This is a genomic window from Nocardioides maradonensis (genome assembly GCF_054777115.1).
Window position 1 is genome coordinate 78,703 of the sequence record NZ_BAAHAZ010000009.1, and the last position, 15,958, is coordinate 94,660.

14 protein-coding genes are annotated in these 15,958 nt (G+C 72.5%); all 14 read right to left on the reverse strand.

All coding sequences use genetic code 11. From position 1 onward, the window contains the following. Positions 1-15: 15 nt before the first annotated feature. On the reverse strand, positions 16-1,455 hold the full coding sequence (locus ACYVAQ_RS12425) for an aminobutyraldehyde dehydrogenase (protein WP_460789913.1): 1,440 nt from the start codon (positions 1,453-1,455) through the stop codon (positions 16-18). After that, positions 1,452-1,859, reverse strand: a complete 408-nt coding sequence (locus tag ACYVAQ_RS12430) for a hypothetical protein (protein WP_460789915.1) — start codon at positions 1,857-1,859, stop codon at positions 1,452-1,454. The genes ACYVAQ_RS12425 and ACYVAQ_RS12430 overlap by 4 nt, the downstream gene beginning before the upstream one ends. Positions 1,860-1,882: 23 nt before the next feature. Then, the gene (locus ACYVAQ_RS12435) at positions 1,883-3,511 is read right to left on the reverse strand and encodes a GMC family oxidoreductase (protein ID WP_460789917.1); all 1,629 of its coding nucleotides are present in this window, start codon (positions 3,509-3,511) and stop codon (positions 1,883-1,885) included. A gap of 138 nt (positions 3,512-3,649) precedes the next feature. Next, positions 3,650-5,167 (reverse strand): PucR family transcriptional regulator, encoded by a 1,518-nt coding sequence (locus ACYVAQ_RS12440; protein WP_460789918.1) that lies wholly within the window; start codon positions 5,165-5,167, stop codon positions 3,650-3,652. 180 nt (positions 5,168-5,347) lie between these two features. Beyond that, a complete protein-coding gene (locus ACYVAQ_RS12445; RefSeq protein ID WP_460789921.1) occupies positions 5,348-6,244 on the reverse strand; it encodes a polysaccharide deacetylase family protein in 897 nt (298 codons plus the stop codon). A gap of 25 nt (positions 6,245-6,269) precedes the next feature. After that, entirely contained in the window at positions 6,270-7,034 is a 765-nt protein-coding gene (locus ACYVAQ_RS12450; RefSeq protein ID WP_460789923.1) for an SDR family NAD(P)-dependent oxidoreductase, read from the reverse strand. Further along, positions 7,034-7,720, reverse strand: coding sequence for an SDR family NAD(P)-dependent oxidoreductase (locus ACYVAQ_RS12455; RefSeq protein ID WP_460789925.1), 687 nt, complete (start codon positions 7,718-7,720; stop codon positions 7,034-7,036). The genes ACYVAQ_RS12450 and ACYVAQ_RS12455 overlap by 1 nt, the downstream gene beginning before the upstream one ends. Positions 7,721-7,913: 193 nt before the next feature. Next, positions 7,914-9,104 carry a hypothetical protein gene (locus tag ACYVAQ_RS12460; RefSeq protein ID WP_460789927.1) on the reverse strand — a complete coding sequence of 397 codons (1,191 nt, stop codon included), beginning with the start codon at positions 9,102-9,104 and terminating at the stop codon, positions 7,914-7,916. Then, positions 9,082-9,924 (reverse strand): phosphate/phosphite/phosphonate ABC transporter substrate-binding protein, encoded by an 843-nt coding sequence (locus ACYVAQ_RS12465; RefSeq protein ID WP_460789929.1) that lies wholly within the window; start codon positions 9,922-9,924, stop codon positions 9,082-9,084. Before ACYVAQ_RS12465 ends, ACYVAQ_RS12460 begins: the two co-directional genes overlap by 23 nt. Continuing rightward, positions 9,924-11,066 (reverse strand): acyl-CoA dehydrogenase family protein, encoded by a 1,143-nt coding sequence (locus ACYVAQ_RS12470; RefSeq protein WP_460789931.1) that lies wholly within the window; start codon positions 11,064-11,066, stop codon positions 9,924-9,926. The genes ACYVAQ_RS12465 and ACYVAQ_RS12470 overlap by 1 nt, the downstream gene beginning before the upstream one ends. Positions 11,067-11,164: 98 nt before the next feature. Further along, positions 11,165-12,490: an NAD-binding protein gene (locus ACYVAQ_RS12475; protein WP_460789934.1), complete on the reverse strand. Its 1,326-nt coding sequence runs from the start codon at positions 12,488-12,490 to the stop codon at positions 11,165-11,167. After that, a complete protein-coding gene (locus ACYVAQ_RS12480) occupies positions 12,487-13,656 on the reverse strand; it encodes a cytochrome d ubiquinol oxidase subunit II (RefSeq protein ID WP_460789936.1) in 1,170 nt (389 codons plus the stop codon). The genes ACYVAQ_RS12475 and ACYVAQ_RS12480 overlap by 4 nt, the downstream gene beginning before the upstream one ends. Beyond that, positions 13,653-15,035 (reverse strand): cytochrome ubiquinol oxidase subunit I, encoded by a 1,383-nt coding sequence (locus ACYVAQ_RS12485; RefSeq protein ID WP_460789938.1) that lies wholly within the window; start codon positions 15,033-15,035, stop codon positions 13,653-13,655. The genes ACYVAQ_RS12480 and ACYVAQ_RS12485 overlap by 4 nt, the downstream gene beginning before the upstream one ends. 18 nt (positions 15,036-15,053) lie before the next feature. Continuing rightward, positions 15,054-15,911: a formate/nitrite transporter family protein gene (locus ACYVAQ_RS12490; protein ID WP_460789940.1), complete on the reverse strand. Its 858-nt coding sequence runs from the start codon at positions 15,909-15,911 to the stop codon at positions 15,054-15,056. Between the last annotated feature and the right edge of the window lie 47 nt (positions 15,912-15,958).

Sequence of the window (15,958 nt, forward strand, 5' to 3'; positions counted from 1 at the left end):
CTTGTCTGCTGGTGGTCAGTGCTTGACCATGACGTGCTTGGTCCGGGAGTAGTCGTCGAGCGCGTACGCCGACAGGTCGCGGCCGTAGCCCGAGGACTTGAAGCCGCCCCACGGCATCTCCGTGGCGAAGGCGAGGTGGTCGTTGACCCAGACCGTCCCGAAGTCGAGACGGCCGGGCAGGTCCGCGGCACGGCGGACGTTCTCGGTCCACACCGAGGCGGAGAGCCCGTACGGCGTGGCGTTGGCCGCGGCGACGGCGGCGTCCTCGTCGGTGAAGGTCTCCACGGTGACGACCGGGCCGAAGATCTCCGCGGTCGTGCAGGCGGCGCCTGCCGGGATGTCGACCAGGACGGTCGGCTCGACGAAGAAGCCGGGCCGGTCGACGGCGTGACCGCCGGTCGCGGCACGCGCCCCGTCGGCGTACGCCTGCTCGAGCGCGGCGACCACGCGGTCGCGGTGCTCGCGGGAGACGAGCGGTCCCATCTCGATGTGGTCGCCCTCGGTCGGGGCACCGACCGGCAGCTGCTCGACGCGCTTGACCAGCCGGGCGACCAGGTCGTCGTGGACCGCCGCGTCGACCAGGACGCGGCAGGCGGCCCCGCAGTCCTGGCCCGAGTTGCCGAAGCCGGCGAACACGACGCCGTCGGCGACCGCGTCGAGGTCGGCGTCGGCGAAGACCAGGACCGGCGCCTTGCCGCCGAGCTCGAGGTGCACCCGCTTCAGGCCGGTCGCGGCGGCCACCGCCACCGCGCGACCGCTGCGGACGCTGCCGGTCACCGACACCAGGTCGATGCCGGGGTGCGTGGAGATCGCGGCACCGACCACGGCGCCGTCTCCGGTCACGACGTTGAGCACGCCCGCCGGCAGCACGTCGGCCACCAGCTCGGCGAGGCGCAGGGTGCTCAGCGGGGTCTGCTCGGAGGGCTTGAGCACGCAGGTGTTGCCCGCGGCGAGGATCGGCGCCAGCTTCCAGGCGGCCATCAGCAACGGGTAGTTCCACGGCGTGATGGCACCGACCACGCCGACCGGCTCGCGCAGGATCATCGAGGTGCTGCCCTCGACGTACTGACCGGCGGCGAGGCTCTGCTGCGACCGGACCGCGCCGGCCATGAAGCGGAAGGTGTCGACGGTGCCGGCGACGTCGTCGCCGGCGAGCCCGAGAGGCTTGCCCGCGTTGCGGGACTCGAGCTCGATCAGCTCGGCGGCATTCGCCTCGAGCACGGACGCGACCGCGAGCAGCGCGTCGGCGCGGTCCTTCGGCGTACGCCGGCGCCACTCGGCCGCCGCGCGACGGGCCGCGGTCACGGCCCGGTCCACGTCCTCGGTCGTGCCGCGACGCGCCAGGGCGATGACCTCGCCGGTCGACGGGTCGACGACCTCCTGGGTCGCCGGGCCCGACCCTTCCCAGGCTCCACCGTCGACGAAGTGCGCCAGAACCGGAACGCCGCCGCTCATGCGAGGTCCGCCCCGTGGATGTCGAAGCCGCGCTCGACGACGACCTCGAGCAGGTCGACGTAGGAGTCGATGTCGTCGTTGGCCTGGCGCGGAGCGGGCCGGTAGTTGAGCGCGGCCTGGACCTGCGGGCTCTGGAAGTAGGCGCCGGACACCAGGGTGGTGAGGGCCTCGAACAGCGCCGGGTGGCCGGTCGCCAGCGCGTCGAGCGCGGCCTCGGCATCGAGGTCCGCGGCGACCCGGAGGGCCCGCTGCAGGTCGGCGTCGAGGTCGGGCCGGAAGCCGAGGACCCGGTCGATGAGGTCCGCCGAGACGCCGGCGGCGGACGCCGACGGGAAGCTGGCGGAGCCCGGGATGAGCACGTCGGCCAGGACGGCGAGCCGGTCGCGGTCGGTGGTGTCGAGCATCAGATGTCCTTCCGTGCCGTGGGTCAGGAGGCCGAGGCCTGGTTGTGGCGGTTGTCGGCGAGGTGGCGGGCGGCACGCAGGGCGATCGCCATGATCGTGGCCGTCGGGTTCACGCCGGTCGAGGTGACGAAGTTGCTGCCGTCGAGGACGAACAGGTTCGCGATGTCGTGCGACCGCCCCCACTGGTCGACCACCGAGTCGGAGCGGTCCTCCCCCATCCGGGCGCTGCCGAGCAGGTGCCAGCCGCTGTCCCGCACGACCGGGACCACCTCGATGTTGGTGGCGCCGGCGGCCTCGTGGGCCTCGACTGCCCGCGCGATGTGGAAGTCGAGGAGCTTCTGGTTGTTCTCGCCGATCCGGTAGTTGATCCTCGGCGCCGGGATGCCGTCGGAGTCGGTGAGCGTGGCGTCGAGGATCACCTCGTTGGCCTCGTCGGGCAGGTCCTCGGTGGTGATGCCCCACTCCAGGGTGCGGCCGAAGGTGCTGCTCAGGCGCTGGTGGAAGTTGTCGCCGAAGCCGTCCCGCCAGGGCGTGCCGGGCTCCCACAGGACCCGGTTGAGCGCACCCGGGGTCGGCATCAGGTTCCACTTGCCGCCGCGCACGAAGCCGCGCGACTCGTCGGTCTCGTAGAACTCCAGGGACTGCAGCGACTGGCCGGCCGGGCCCAGGTGGCTCTCCAGGTCCTCGTCGTACGAGCCGTAGACGGAGGCGTAGGGGTGGATCATCAGCCGCTTGCCGACCAGGCCCGAGGAGTTCGCGAGGCCGTCGGTGTGGCCGGCGGTGGCGGAGTTGAGCAGGATCCGCGGCGTACCCAGGCCGTTCGCGGCGAGGATGGTGATGCCGGCGGCCTGGTGCCGCCAGGTGCCGGTGCGGTCGATGAACTCCGCCCCCGACACCAGCCCGGCCTCGTTGAGCGTCAGCTTGCTGACCCGGGCGCCGGTGATGAGCACCGCGCCCGCGGCGATCGCGTCCGGCCAGTAGGTGAGGTCGGCGCTCGCCTTCGCGCCGGCCGGGCAGCCGGACTCGCAGGCACCGAAGCGCTGGCACGCCGGGCGGTTGCGGAAGGCGCGCGAGGAGATCGCGTTGGGCGCCGGCCACCAGTGCCAGCCGAGCTTGTCCATGCCGCGGGCGGCGCGCAGGCCGGCCTTGCCGATGGGCAGCGGCGGCAGCGGGAAGGTGTGCGCGTCGGGGTACGACGGGTCGCCCTCCAGCCCGGACGCGCCGATGTGGTGGGTCACCTCGTCGTAGAACGGGCGCAGGTCCTCGTAGGTGAACGGCCAGTCCTCGGCGACGCCGTCCAGCGTCTTCACCCGGAAGTCCGAAGGCAGCGCCCGGACCCAGTGGCCCGAGTACAGGATGCTGCTGCCGCCGACGCCGTTGAACATCAACGGCTCCATCGGGCTGTTCTCGGTGTTGATCGGGTAGTCCGCCTCGTTGCCCCGGGTGTTGGGGTTGGGGCTCCACTTCTTGAGCCGCGCGAGCTCCCACTGCGGCTTGTCGCCGGTGAAGTCGTCGGGCAGGTTCCAGTCGCCCTGCTCGAGGCACACGACCTTGAATCCCTTGCGGGCCAGCTCGTACGCCGCGACGGCACCCGAGGGGCCGGCCCCGACGATCAGGACGTCCGCGTCAGCGACCGTTGTCTGCTGGTTCACTGTTCCTTCTTCCGCGCTGCTCGGGGCCTTGGGGATGCCTCCAGCGTGCCTGCGACCCAGGTCACAGCGCTGCCCCCCATTCGCAACAGATGGCACGAGAGACCTTGTGCGATTGCACAAGGTCAGTTTCTGGACCGGTCAGCGCCCGCCCGCGCCCGGGTCCAGCAGCGACTGCGCCCGCAGCGCGAGCCACAGCTCGGCGATGTCGGCGGTCTCGCTGGTGCTGCGGCCGGTGATCTCCTCGACCTTCCGGATCCGGTACAGCACCGTCTGCCGGTGCACCCGCAGGGCGTCGGCGGTCTTCTGCCAGGAACGCTGGTGACCGAGGAAGGCGTCGAGCGTCGCGAGCAGCGGGGTGTCGTGCGCGCGCTCGTACTCGACGAGCGGTCCGAGGACCCGCGAGGCGAGCGCGGCCGCGTCGTCGATGCCGCCGACGCCGATGAACGGGGTCGCCTCCCCGTAGTGGAAGGTGCGGGAGAGCGAGCCCTCGGCTGCGCGCAGCGCCCACGCCGACTCACGCAGCGCCTCGGGCGCGCGGTCCGTGCTGCGCAGGGGCGCGCTCACGCCGACCAGCACCTGGGCACCCAGGTCCGCCCGGAGGACGTCGTGCACGTCCGCGGTCGCGGCGGCGAGGACGTACAGCACCCCCGCCCGGTACGTCGCCACGTGGGCGATCCCTCCCCTCCACAGCGCCACGTGGGCGTCCCGCAGCCGGCTGACGTCGCCCCCGCTCACGGCGTACAGGCGGGCCGAGGCGGTGGCGATCCCGACGGCCTTCAGCTGACGGCGCGCGGCCCGTTCCTCGGCCCTGCCCTCGACGAGCTGGGACAGCAGCTCGGCGCCGAGCCGGCGACGGTGCTCGACGGCGACGACGCTCTGGGACAGCTCGAGAGCGAGCACCGTGACGGCGTGCTGCATGAGGATGGCGTCGACCGGGTTGCGCCCCTGCGACACCAGGGCCATCAGCGCGCCCTGCTGGGTGGGGATGTCGACCAGGCGGAGGTCGCGACCGTCCGGCAGCGGTACGACGAGCGCGCCCGCCCGCAGGTCGGCCTCCCGGCGCGTGATCTCGTGGAGGGCGGCCGCGAGCACGGCGTCGAAGCGGGGGTCCTCGGGGTACCAGGGCTCGCCCGACGCCCGGTGGCAGATGTGCACCTCGCACCCGAGAACCTGGGCGAGAGGCTCGCGCAGCACCGACGCGGTGTCGTGCGTGCCCACCATCCGCTGCACGGTGCGGTAGATCTTCTCGGTCCGCACGAGGCGGTCGGACTGCTCGAGCAGGTTCGCCGCCGCCACGGCCTGCGAGATGGCGACGAACGGCATCGGGAACTCGACGGCCAGCACGCTCAGCCCGAGCCGCCGGCTCGTCTCGAGCAGCTCCTCGGTCAGCGGCGGGCAGTACATCTGCTCGCCGATCGCGAGGGCGCTGGCGCCCGCCTCGTCGAGCTTCTCGATGAGCGCCCGCTGCTCGGCGCCGTCGGCCGGGAACGACATGCCGTTGGTCAGCAGCAGCTCCCCGCCGGTGAGCCAGCGCCAGGGCTCGGGCAGGTCGGAGACGTGGGTCCACGACACCGCACGTCGTACGCCTTCGTCACCGGAGACCAGCCGCAGCCGGAGGTGCGGCATCTCGAGGAGGTCCGCGACGGTGATCGCCATGGGCCGAGGATAGGGGTCGCACCGGTAGGGGCTGTCGAATCGTGCGTCGTTCCAGTGCGTGCATGAGCGCCGCCGACGAGGGAGCCGTGCCGGAGGCACGGCGACCGAGGAGAAGGTGCTCAGGTGCGTGCTGGAACGACGCACGGCCGACATCGCCCTACGGTGCGACCCCTCTGGCGCTCAGGTGCCGGGGATCTCCGGCTGCGGGAAGACCCGCGGGACGAGGTCGAGACCCCGCACGTGCCCGGCGATCTCCGCGCACGTCGCGACCCAGAGGTCGGGCATCGCGGACATCGTCTCGAGCAGCTGCTCAAGGGCGCGGAGCCGGCCGAGCCGGCCGCTGAGGAACGGGTGCACGGTGAGCGTGAAGCAGGACTCGTAGCGGTGCGACTCGGCGAGCTCGCCGGTCCACATCGACAGCGCCTTCGCGGGGTCCTCGATGACGCCCGGCCCGAAGACGTTCGGCACGAACGCGAACTGCTCCCAGTCGTCCAGCGCCCACGACACCGGGATCTCCACGATCGACCGGGCGCCGTCGCCGGGACGCTCCGCGAGCTCGTAGGGCAGGTCGCTGTCCATCAGGCTGGAGTCGTAGAGGAAGCCGCGGTCGAGCAGGATCTCGGCGGTGGAGTACGACGTCTCCCACAGCGGCGCCCGGTAGCCGGTCGGCCGGACGCCGAGCACCTTGTCGAGCGACTCGAGGCCGCGATCGATGATCGCGGCCTCCTCGGCGTACGACAGCCCGGCCATCGCCTCGTGCAGGTAGCCGTGGTGGGCGATCTCGTGGCCCGCGTCGCGGATCCGGCGCAGCAGGTCGGGGTAGCGCTCGACGGTGTAGCCGGGCGCGAAGAAGGTCGCCTTCACCTCGAAGCGCTCCAGCAGGTCGAGGACCCGCGGGACGCCGGTGAGGGCGCCGTACGCCTGGTGGCTCATGACCGAGAGCCGGTCGCGGGTGCCCGGGTCGATCGTCAGGGCGACGTCCTCCCCGTCCAGGTCGAAGCCGAGGTTGGCGGCGGACCGGTAGCCGGCCGGCCAGGCGACGGGCGCGGCGGGCTGGGTGGCGTCGGAGCTGGTCATGGGTTCCTCACGGTCGCGTCGGTGGTCACGCTCGGGCGCGGGTGCTGCCGCCGTTGGCTTGCAGGGTCTGGCCGACGAAGGCGTTCATGCCGGGTCGCGACAGCAGCGCCACGAGCGCGGCGATGTCCTCGGGCCGCCCGATCCGCCGCGCGGGGATCTCGGCGGCGTACTCGGCGTGCATCTGCTCCAGCGTCAGCCCGGCGTCGTCGGCGTCGACCTGGAGCTGCGGGGTGTCGATGATGCCGGGCGCGACCGCGTTGACGGTGATGTTCTCCGGCGCGAGCTCGCGACCGAGGGACTTCGCGAGGGCGATCAGGCCGGCCTTGGAGGAGGCGTACGCCGTGGCGCGGGGCCAGCCGACGACGCCCCACTCGGAGCTGATGACCACGATGTTGCCGCGGCCGATCCGCCGCATGCCCGGCAGGACGGCCTGGATGCAGCGGAAGGCGCCGGTCAGGTTGGTGTCGATGTTGCGCCACCAGTCCGCCAGCGGCTGCTCGAGCAGCGGGCTCATCGACATGTACGCCGCATTGCACACCAGCACGTCGACGGGACCCTGCTCGCGCTCCACCTCCTCGAAGGCGGTGCGCACCGAGTCCGCGTCGGCCACGTCGGCGACCACGGGGAAGCCCCCGGTCAGCTCGACGACCTCGCGCATCTGCGGGGTGTCCGCGCGACCGTTGATCCCGACCCGGGCGCCCTCGGCGGCGAGCCGCAGCGCGATGCCGCGGCCGATGCCCTGGGTCGCGCCCGTGACGACCGCGATCCGGCCCTCCTGGTGCCGCTCCATCAGATCACCGCTCCCATGTTGGGTGAGAGGACCTCTCCCACGCAGAAGGATCCCTCGTCGACGAGGAACTGCACGGCCTGGGCGATGTCGTCCGGCGTGCCGAGGGCTCGCGCGGGAAGCGACGCCAGGTACTCCGGCGTACGTTGCGCTGCCGGCAGCAGCGGCGTGTCGGTCGGACCGGGCGCAACGGCGTTGACCCGTACGCCGTGCTCGGCGACCTCCGCCCCCAGGCTGCGCACGAAGCCGAGGATCGCGCCCTTGGCGGCCGAGTAGTGCGCCTCGCTGTCGGTGCCGCCGATGCCGAGCTCGGAGGAGATCGCGACGATCGCCCCGCCGCGCCGCTCGATCATGCCCGGCAGGACCTCGCGCACCGGGTTGAGCAGGCCGCCGACGTGCACCCGCAGCATCCGGTTCCAGCGGTCCTCGCTGATCTCGCCGAAGGGCACCAGCTCGTAGTGCCCGGCGGCGGTGACGAGCGCGTCGACCGGCCCGACCGCGCTGCGGATCCGGGCGAACGCGGCCCGCACCGCGTGCGGGTCCGACACGTCGACCACAACCGCGTGCTCGAGGTGCTCGGCCCGGCGCAGGTCCACCCCGACGACCGTCCAGCCGGACTCGGCGAGCGCGGCGCACACCGCGGCCCCGATCCCGGACGCTGCCCCCGTGACGACTGCCACGCCTGCCATCCGACCCACCTCCATCACCCGACCGTGCCCGCTCCCATCCTCGCGACGCAGGGCGGCGGAGGGCAGCCCGGCGGGTGCACAGATCGCACGGCGGCATTCATACGAATGCACAGAGCCGCCTACAGCTGGAGGCAGCGGACGTCATACGGTGCGAGCGCTGGAGGGCTCGCACCGTATGACGTCCGGGTCGGCCTCACATGAAGTTGCGGGTGTGCAGCGCCGACAGCTCGGCCGCCTCGTCGTCGGGGAAGCCGATGGCCGCGAGCCGGCGGCGCCGGCCCTGGTCCATCCGCGCCTGCAGCTCCTGGACCGCGCGCCAGCCGCGGCTGATCGCGGCCGGCTCCCACGAGCCCGCGGCGAGCAGCACCAGGGCGTCGTAGACCGACTCGTTGAGCCCGCTCGCCTCCCGCAGTGCGTCGTGCCGCCGCTCGATCGCGCCCCGCAACCGCCCGAGGAACGCCGGGTCGTGGGTGGTGAGGTGCGTCGTGTGCGCCACCCCGAACACCACGTGCCGCGCCTCGTCACGCGCCGCCAGCCGGGTCACGTCGGCGGTGATCCGGTCCGGCGCGTTCGTGTGGAGGAACTGCAGCAGGTCCACGAACGTGCCTTCCCCGAGCACCGAGAGCAGGAAGGACGCGAGGGTGAAGTCCGGCTCGTTCAGCAGGGTCTGCAGCGACGCGCGGCCGGCCACGCTCGACGTACCCATGCGGTCGCGGGACACCAGGGCACGACGGGTGAAGATCTCCACGTGCCGCGCCTCGTCGGCCACCTGCGAAGCGAGCAGCTGCATCACCTCGCGGTAGTGCGGGTGCAGCGAGGCGAGCATCCGGGCCGGGATCATCAGCGCGGCCTGCTCGTTCTCGACCAGGTAGGTCATGATCTGCACGACCGCGTCCTCGATGTCGTCCGGGACGACCTCCGGGGTCCAGTCGATGACGGTCGCGGGGTCCCACTGGGAGGCCGCCGCGCGGGCGTAGAGCGTCGGGGCGATGTCGGCCCAGACGTGGTCACGCTCGACCCACGCGACGTCCAGCGCGGGGCCGCCCTCCTCGACCAGGGCGCCGCGTGCGGCCAGGCCCCAGCGGCGGTCCGCCACGGCCGACGGGGCGTCGACGGACCCGGCCCGGACGGCGCCCGACCAGCGCAGGTCGTCGACCTCGCCCTTGTGCACCGTCACCCGGTGCCGGCCCTCCTCGGGCTCGCCCCACGGATCGATCCGGTGCCCCTTGGTCCGGCACCACGCGCCGAGCACGAGCGGCAGCGCCGGGTCGTAACCGCGGACCTCGAGGCTCTCGCCGGCCCGCAGGCCGGCGAGAGCACGGGCGACCAGCAGGTGGCCGCCCTCGTCGAGGGAGAGGTGCTCAAGGTCGATAGCCGGCGGCATCGACAGCGCCCTCCGCGGAGTAGAAACCGGTCTCGTCGACGGCCCGCTCGAGCTGCGCGAAGCCCTCGACCCGCCCCGGGAGCCAGGCCTTGAGACCCTCGAGGTCGAGCAGCCGGCGTACCTCCGGATCGGCGTACGACATGGCCAGGAAGACGCGGGTCAGCTCCTCGACCTCGGCCGGGTCGGCCGACGGCCCGGCGGTCATCATGCAGTGGTCGTAGGGCTCGGTGTGGCCGACCACCCGTACGGTGCCGGCCGGTGCCGTGCCCTCCTGGCTGAAGACGAGCAGGTTCGCGTCGAGGACGCAGGCCGCGTCCACCTCCCCCGCCCGCAGCGCGAGGACCGCGTCCCGCTCGCCGCCGACGTGGTCGCCGTGCAACCCGACGCCGACGTCGAAGCGGACGACGTCGACGTCGTCACCGATCTCGCTGCGCAGGTACGACGACGGGATGAGTGTCGCCTGCGGGGAGTCGATCGCCCCCACCCCGATCCGCTTGCCCTTCAGGTCGGCCAGCGTGCGCAGACCGCTGTCGGCCAGGGTGACGACGGCCGAGCGCAGGTCGCGGTCGGAGTCGCGCATGAAGATCGGCGTGACGGTCACCCCCTGCGCGGACGCGAGGCGGCGGGACCGGACCCACGCGAGCGGCGAGTTCCAGGCCAGGTCGATCCGGCTGGCGAGGAGGTCCTCGACCTGCCGCTCGTAGTGGGAGTAGAGGACGTAGTCGGTCTCCACGCCCTGGGTGCGCAGGTACGCCCGGAACCCGTCCCAGATCGTGACGACCTTCGGGTCGTAGGCCACCGAGCCGATGAGGAGCACCATCACGCATCACCCAGCAGCGGCAGGCCGGTCAGCGCACGGCCGATGATGTCGAGCAGCGCGTCGGTCGTCGGCGCCATGACCCGTGCGGCGCGCGCGTCGCGGAAGCGGCGCTCGACCGCGAGCTCCTTGCGGAACGCAGCCCCACCGCAGGCGGTCATGGCGAGGTCGGAGACGAGCGCGACGCTCTGGTCGGCGGCCGCCTTGGTCTGCAGCACGAGGAGCGCGGCGACCTCCGACCCGGCGCCCGCCGCGGCGATCGCGTCGGCGATCTGGGCGCGGGTGCGGTCGGTCTCGATGTTCATCTGCGCCAGCCGCGTGCGGCCCGGCAGCTGCTGGGCGAGCGACTGCCCGAGGTGCTCCAGCGACGTACCGGTGAGGTGGGCGGCCGTCGCCGACGTGAGCGCCTGCATGGCGCCCAGGCTCGCGGAGGCGTTGAGCACCAGGAACACCGGCAGCACGTGGCCGAGCGCGAGGTCGAGGCCGGCGCCGTCCTCGCCGAGCATCGCGTCGCGCGCCACCCGGACGCCCTCCGCGATCACCGGGCAGGAGTCGTTGCCGCGCAGCCCGAGGCCGTCGAACGCCTCGGGCGAGGACAGTCCGGCGGTGGTGGTGTCGAGGTACCACAGCGTCATCGGACCGTCGGCGGCCAGCGGACGCGACGACCACACGTAGCTGTCGGCGTGGTGGGCCGAGGTGACCCAGGACTTGAAGGCGTCCAGCACCACGGCGTCGCCATCGGCGGCCGCGGTGCTCATCGGGGCCCAGAACTGGCTGCGCGAGCCGCGCTCGGAGAACGCGAGGGTGGTCAGGTGGCGCCCCTGCGCGATCGCGGTCAGCGATGCGGCGTGGTCGGCGGTGACCAGCATCGCCGTGCCGGAGTAGTGCATGGTCACGACCATGGCGGTCGAGCTGCAGGCGGTCGCGAGGCGACGTACGAGGTCCGCGGCGGCGTCGAGGCCGAGCCCGCCACCGCCGTGCTCGGTGGGGACGGTCAGCGCGAGCAGACCGGCCTCGGCCAGCGCCTCGATCGCGGCCTTGGGGAAGGCGCCGTCGGCGTCCACGGCGGCGGCCTGCGGCGCGACGACCTCCTCGATGATCTCGTCGAGGCGGGCGTCAAGGGTGGGCGGAAGGATTCCAGGCATGGGTGTGTCTCCTGATCAGTGAGGAAGGGGAGCCGCCCGACCGGACGGCGATGAGGGGCGTGGTTCAACGGCCGAGCGACATGGCGACCTCCTCCCGATCAGGCCGGCGCGACATGGGAGCACCCGTGCGGTCGCGAGGTCTTCCACTCCGACGCCTCGCCGGAGGGGAGCAGCAGGAGGACCCGGTTGCCGTCGAGCAGCACGTGGTCGGCGGCGACGCCGAGCAGCCGGGCGACGACGTACGCCGAGCTGAGCCGGGTCACGTCGCGGGTCTCGCCGAGCGGCAGCAGCGACGCGGTCTCGCTGATCAGCTCGTGCTCCCCCGCCCGCAGCACGATCCGGGCGTCCGGCGCGACGCCGCGTGCCGAGACCGCCACCGAGATGTTGTCGAGGTCCGCCGACCCGACCGCGGCGAGCGCGACGGCACGGCTGATCCGCACCCGCTCGAGGACCGCGCGGTCACCACCGTTGCCGATGACGACCGGGATGCCGAGGTTGCGCGCCACCACGACCCACCGCGCGTCACCGTCCCGCTCGACGCCGACGACCGGGATCCCGAGCGCCTGCAGGTGGCGGCACAGCCGCAGGCCCACCTGGCCGAGCCCGACCACGACCACGTGACCGGCACGCGGGAGGGCGCGCGACCCGAACAGCCCGATCAGCCGCGGGCCGAGCAGCATGTCGACCAGACCGGCCGTGAACATGCCGGTGAAGAGCACCGACAGCAGCATCGCGACGCCCGCGAAGACGCCGTACGCCTCACCGTGCCGGCCCTCGGGTCCGACGGTGGCCGCGACCTGCGCCGCCTCCTGGAACGCCTCCGGCCACGGCGTACCGACGCTGACCAGCCAGGTGAAGTCGCACAGCAGCGCCAGCGTCGCGCCGCCCAGCCCCAGGTAGAGGATGCGGCTGCCCGCGTCGTGCGGGCGCAGCTGCCCGGCGACGCGGCCGCGCAGCGCGCGCATCCGTTCGGCGAACGACCGGCGCCAGGGGCGGCGGGTGACCAGGTCCCCGTCCACGGCCACCGCCTCGGCGCGGTCCCGTCCGGTCGGGAACAGCGCGGCTCCGTCGCCGAGGCAGGCCGCGACCAGGGCGGGGGCCGCGAGCTCGGCGGGCGAGGTGACGACGCAGCTCGGCAGCAGCCGGTGCAGCTGCTCGGACATCGTGGCGTCGAAGATCGCTGCGACGATGGGTACGCCGGGGGCGAAGTGCGCCGCCGCCAACGCGTAGCGCAGCCCGACGTCGTCCTGGTGCAGCAGGATCGCGATGCCGGACACCTCGCGCTGCAGGGACGCGCGCAGCTCCGCGTCGTCCGGCGCGAGCAGGTGGTGGACGGTGTGCCCGCGGTCGGTCAGCGCCGCGCAGACACGACGGGCCAGCGTCGTCGCCCCGATGACGAGGAAACGGTCCGCCGCAGCCGTCACGGGCGACGCCTCAGCCACCGTGCGGCACCCGCCAGCACGACGGCGGCGCCGACGACCACGCTGAGCGGCACCCGCTCCGGGCCGGCCGGGCGCTGCGCCACCACCGGACGCGCCGGGACCCTCGCCCCGCCCGTCGGTACGACGGACCCGTGGTCGGCGTGCGGGTCGTGCGACCAGCTCTCGGACTGGGTGAGCCGGAACAGGTAGATGAGCGCCGGCAGCACCGTCACACCGGCGAGCGCCACCACGATGACGAGCGCCCACAGCGTCGCGGTCGCACCGGCGGCGTCGACGATCTTCACCTGGTCCACGAGCAGCCAGGGGAACTGCGCCACGCCCCACCCGAGCAGCACGCACACCACGGCGGCGACCGCGGTGACGCGGCCACCGGCGTACCGCTTCTTCCAGAGCAGGAACAGCGTGGCCCCGCCGGCGAGGGCGGACAGCACGATCAGCGGCGACGCCGGCCCGATCAGCCCGTGGCTGAGGGTCTTCGCGTCGCGGAACAGCGGCACCAGGGCACCGAACACGATGACGCCGGTGCCGACGCCGACCGCGAGGGAGCGCTGCCGCAGCTCCTCGGAGAGCTCGAGGTGGCCGCTCCGCTCGGCGTCCGCGGTGAGGAAGGCGCCGGCGAGGAAGGCGCACGTGCCGACCGCGATCAGCCCGCCGAAGATCGACGTCGGGTTGAGCCACGAGCTCCAGACGTCGCCGTACCCGTTCGCCGGCACCCGGCCGGACGCGATCGCGCCGGCCGCGGCGCCCAGGAAGAACGGGGTGATGAACGAGGACGACGCGAAGATGACCCCGAACAGCCGTGCCTGGTCCAGCGTGGCCGCGAACTTGCGGAACGCGAAGCTCGCACCGCGCAGGACGATGCCCAGCAGCGCCAGCAGGATCGGGATGATCAGCGTCGTCATCGCCGCGGCGAACGAGCTCGGGAAGCCCGTCCACCAGACCACGAGCACGTAGATCAGCCAGACGTGGTTCGCCTCCCACACCGGGCCGATGCTGTGGTCGACGAGCGTGCGCAGCTCCGCGCCCCGGCGGGCGTCGCCGGCGGTCAGGTCGAAGAACCCGGACCCGAAGTCGGCGCCCCCGAAGACCGCGTAGGCGATGATGCCGACGAAGAGGGCGGCGCAGACGACGTAGGCCAGGGCGGTCATGAGCGCTCGCCCGTCGTGGCCAGCGCCGGCCCGTACGGGCTGGGCAGGTCGGCCTCGCCGGCTCGCCAACGACGCGACATCGAGCGGAGCACGATCACCGCGCCCGCCGTCATGGCCGAGTAGACGACCACCGTGACCCCGAACAACCACCACAGACCGGCGTGCGTGCTCGCCGCGTCCACGGTCTTCAGGTAGCCGTAGACCACCCAGGGCTGGCGGCCGACCTCGGTGGCGGTCCAGCCGCACTCGAGGGCGACCACGGCGAGCGGACCCGCGACGGCACAGCCCCGCAGGAACCACTTGTTGCGCAGCAGGTCGCGTCGTCGCCACCGGGCGAACCAGAACAGGACGACCCCGAGCGCGAGCGCGCTGCCCAGGCCGATCATCGACTGGAACGCCCAGTGCGCCGTGTTGATCTCGGCGTCCACGGGCCGGTCGGCGGCCGGGATGGTGTCCATGCCGGTGACCGGCTTGGTGAAGGAGTTCTCCGCGACCAGGGAGCCGACCCGCGGGATGTCGATGGTGCCGTGCACCTTCCCGTCGATCCAGATCCCGCCGATGCGCAGCGGCGACGGTCCGTCGGTCGTCGTCTCGGCGTACTCGAACGCGGCGAGCTTGGACGGCTGGTGGCTGTCCATGCCGAAGCCGAGCACGTGGCCGATCACGGGCTGCACCAGGGCCGCGCAGCTCGCGAACACGAACGGCACGATGAAGCCGAGGCGGTGGTGCTCGTCACGACGCCCCTTGAGCATGCCGATCGCGTAGACCCCGGCCATGGTGAAGCCGACGACCATGAACGCGCCGACCCACATGTGGGCGAACTCGAGCCAGACCCGTGCGTTGAACATCGCCTTCCACGGGTTCACGTCGGTGACCTTGCCGTCGACGATCTTGAAGCCCGTGGGCCAGTTCATCCAAGCGTTGACCGCGAGCACGCAGAAGGTGCCGACGACGCCGGCGGTGACCATCGGCAGCAGGGCCAGCAGGTGGACGCGCGGCTTCATCCGTCCCCAGCCGTACAGGTAGACGCCGAGGAAGATCGCCTCGATGAAGAAGGACAGCCCCTCGAAGGCGAAGGGCAGGCCGAGCACGTCGCCGAAGCGACCCATGAGCCCCGGCCACAGCACGCCGAACTCGAAGCTGAGCACCGTGCCGGACACCGCTCCGATCGCGAAGAGCACCGCGGCGACCTTCGACCACCGCTTCGCCAGCTCCAGCGCGACGGGGTCGTTGCGGCGGATCCCGCGCCGGTGCATCGCGAAGATCATCGCGGGGAAGGCGACGCCGAAGCAGGACATGACGATGTGCCAGCCCAGCGACAGCGCCATCTGCTCGCGGGCCGGCAGCAGCCCGGGGGGATCTACGACGAGGGCGAACATGGCTCCTCCGGTCGGGGGTCAGGTGGTGGAGCGGGTGACATCCGTGACGGTGCGGCCGTAGATGGCCCAGTACGCGCCAGCCACGAACACGGAGGCACCGATGAGGTTACCAAAGAACGCGAGCACCAGGTTCGCGACCGTGTTGCCGACGGTGACGTCCGGTACGCCGGCGAAGAGGGCGAGCGGCAGGAAGAACATGTTGGCGACGACGTGGTCGAACCCGAGCGCGACGAAGGCGGTGATCGGGAAGACGATCCCGAGGATCTTGCCGCCGACGTCCTTCGCAGCCAGGGCCAGCCACACGCCGAGGCAGACCAGCCAGTTGCACCCGATGGCACGCAGGAAGACCTGCAGGTGCGACTCGATGTGCGCCTTGCCAGCGGCGATCGTCGCGAGCCGCTCGTAGGTGGCGTCCGCGGTCGTCGGCTTGGCGCCGGCGCCGAGGTGCGCGAGGTCCGTCGCGTGGCTCCCGATCACCCCGGTCTTGTAGGCGATGAGGTACGCCACGACGAGGGAGCCGACCAGGTTCATGACGGTGACGACCGCCCAGTTGATCGCCAGCCGGGACGGGGTGATCCGCCGCGCCATCGCGGCCAGCGGCAGCAGCATGAAGTTGCCGGTCAGCAGGTCGGAGCCCGCGATGACGACGAGGATCAGGCCCAGGCTGAACACCACGCCGGTGATCAGGCTGGTGGCGCCACCCCACGTCGACGCGACACCCGACGACGAGACGATCGCGAGCAGCCCGCCGAAGGCGATGTAGGCACCACCGAGGAACCCGCTCACCACCATCGTCGACAGGCGCTGGTTCGCCTTCGCCTCGCCCGAGGCGATGGCCGCGATGACCGTCTCCGGAGGCGTGTTGTACCCGCTCATCTGGCTGTCCTCTCGCGAGCGCCGCACCGGGGCGGCGCATGATGGCA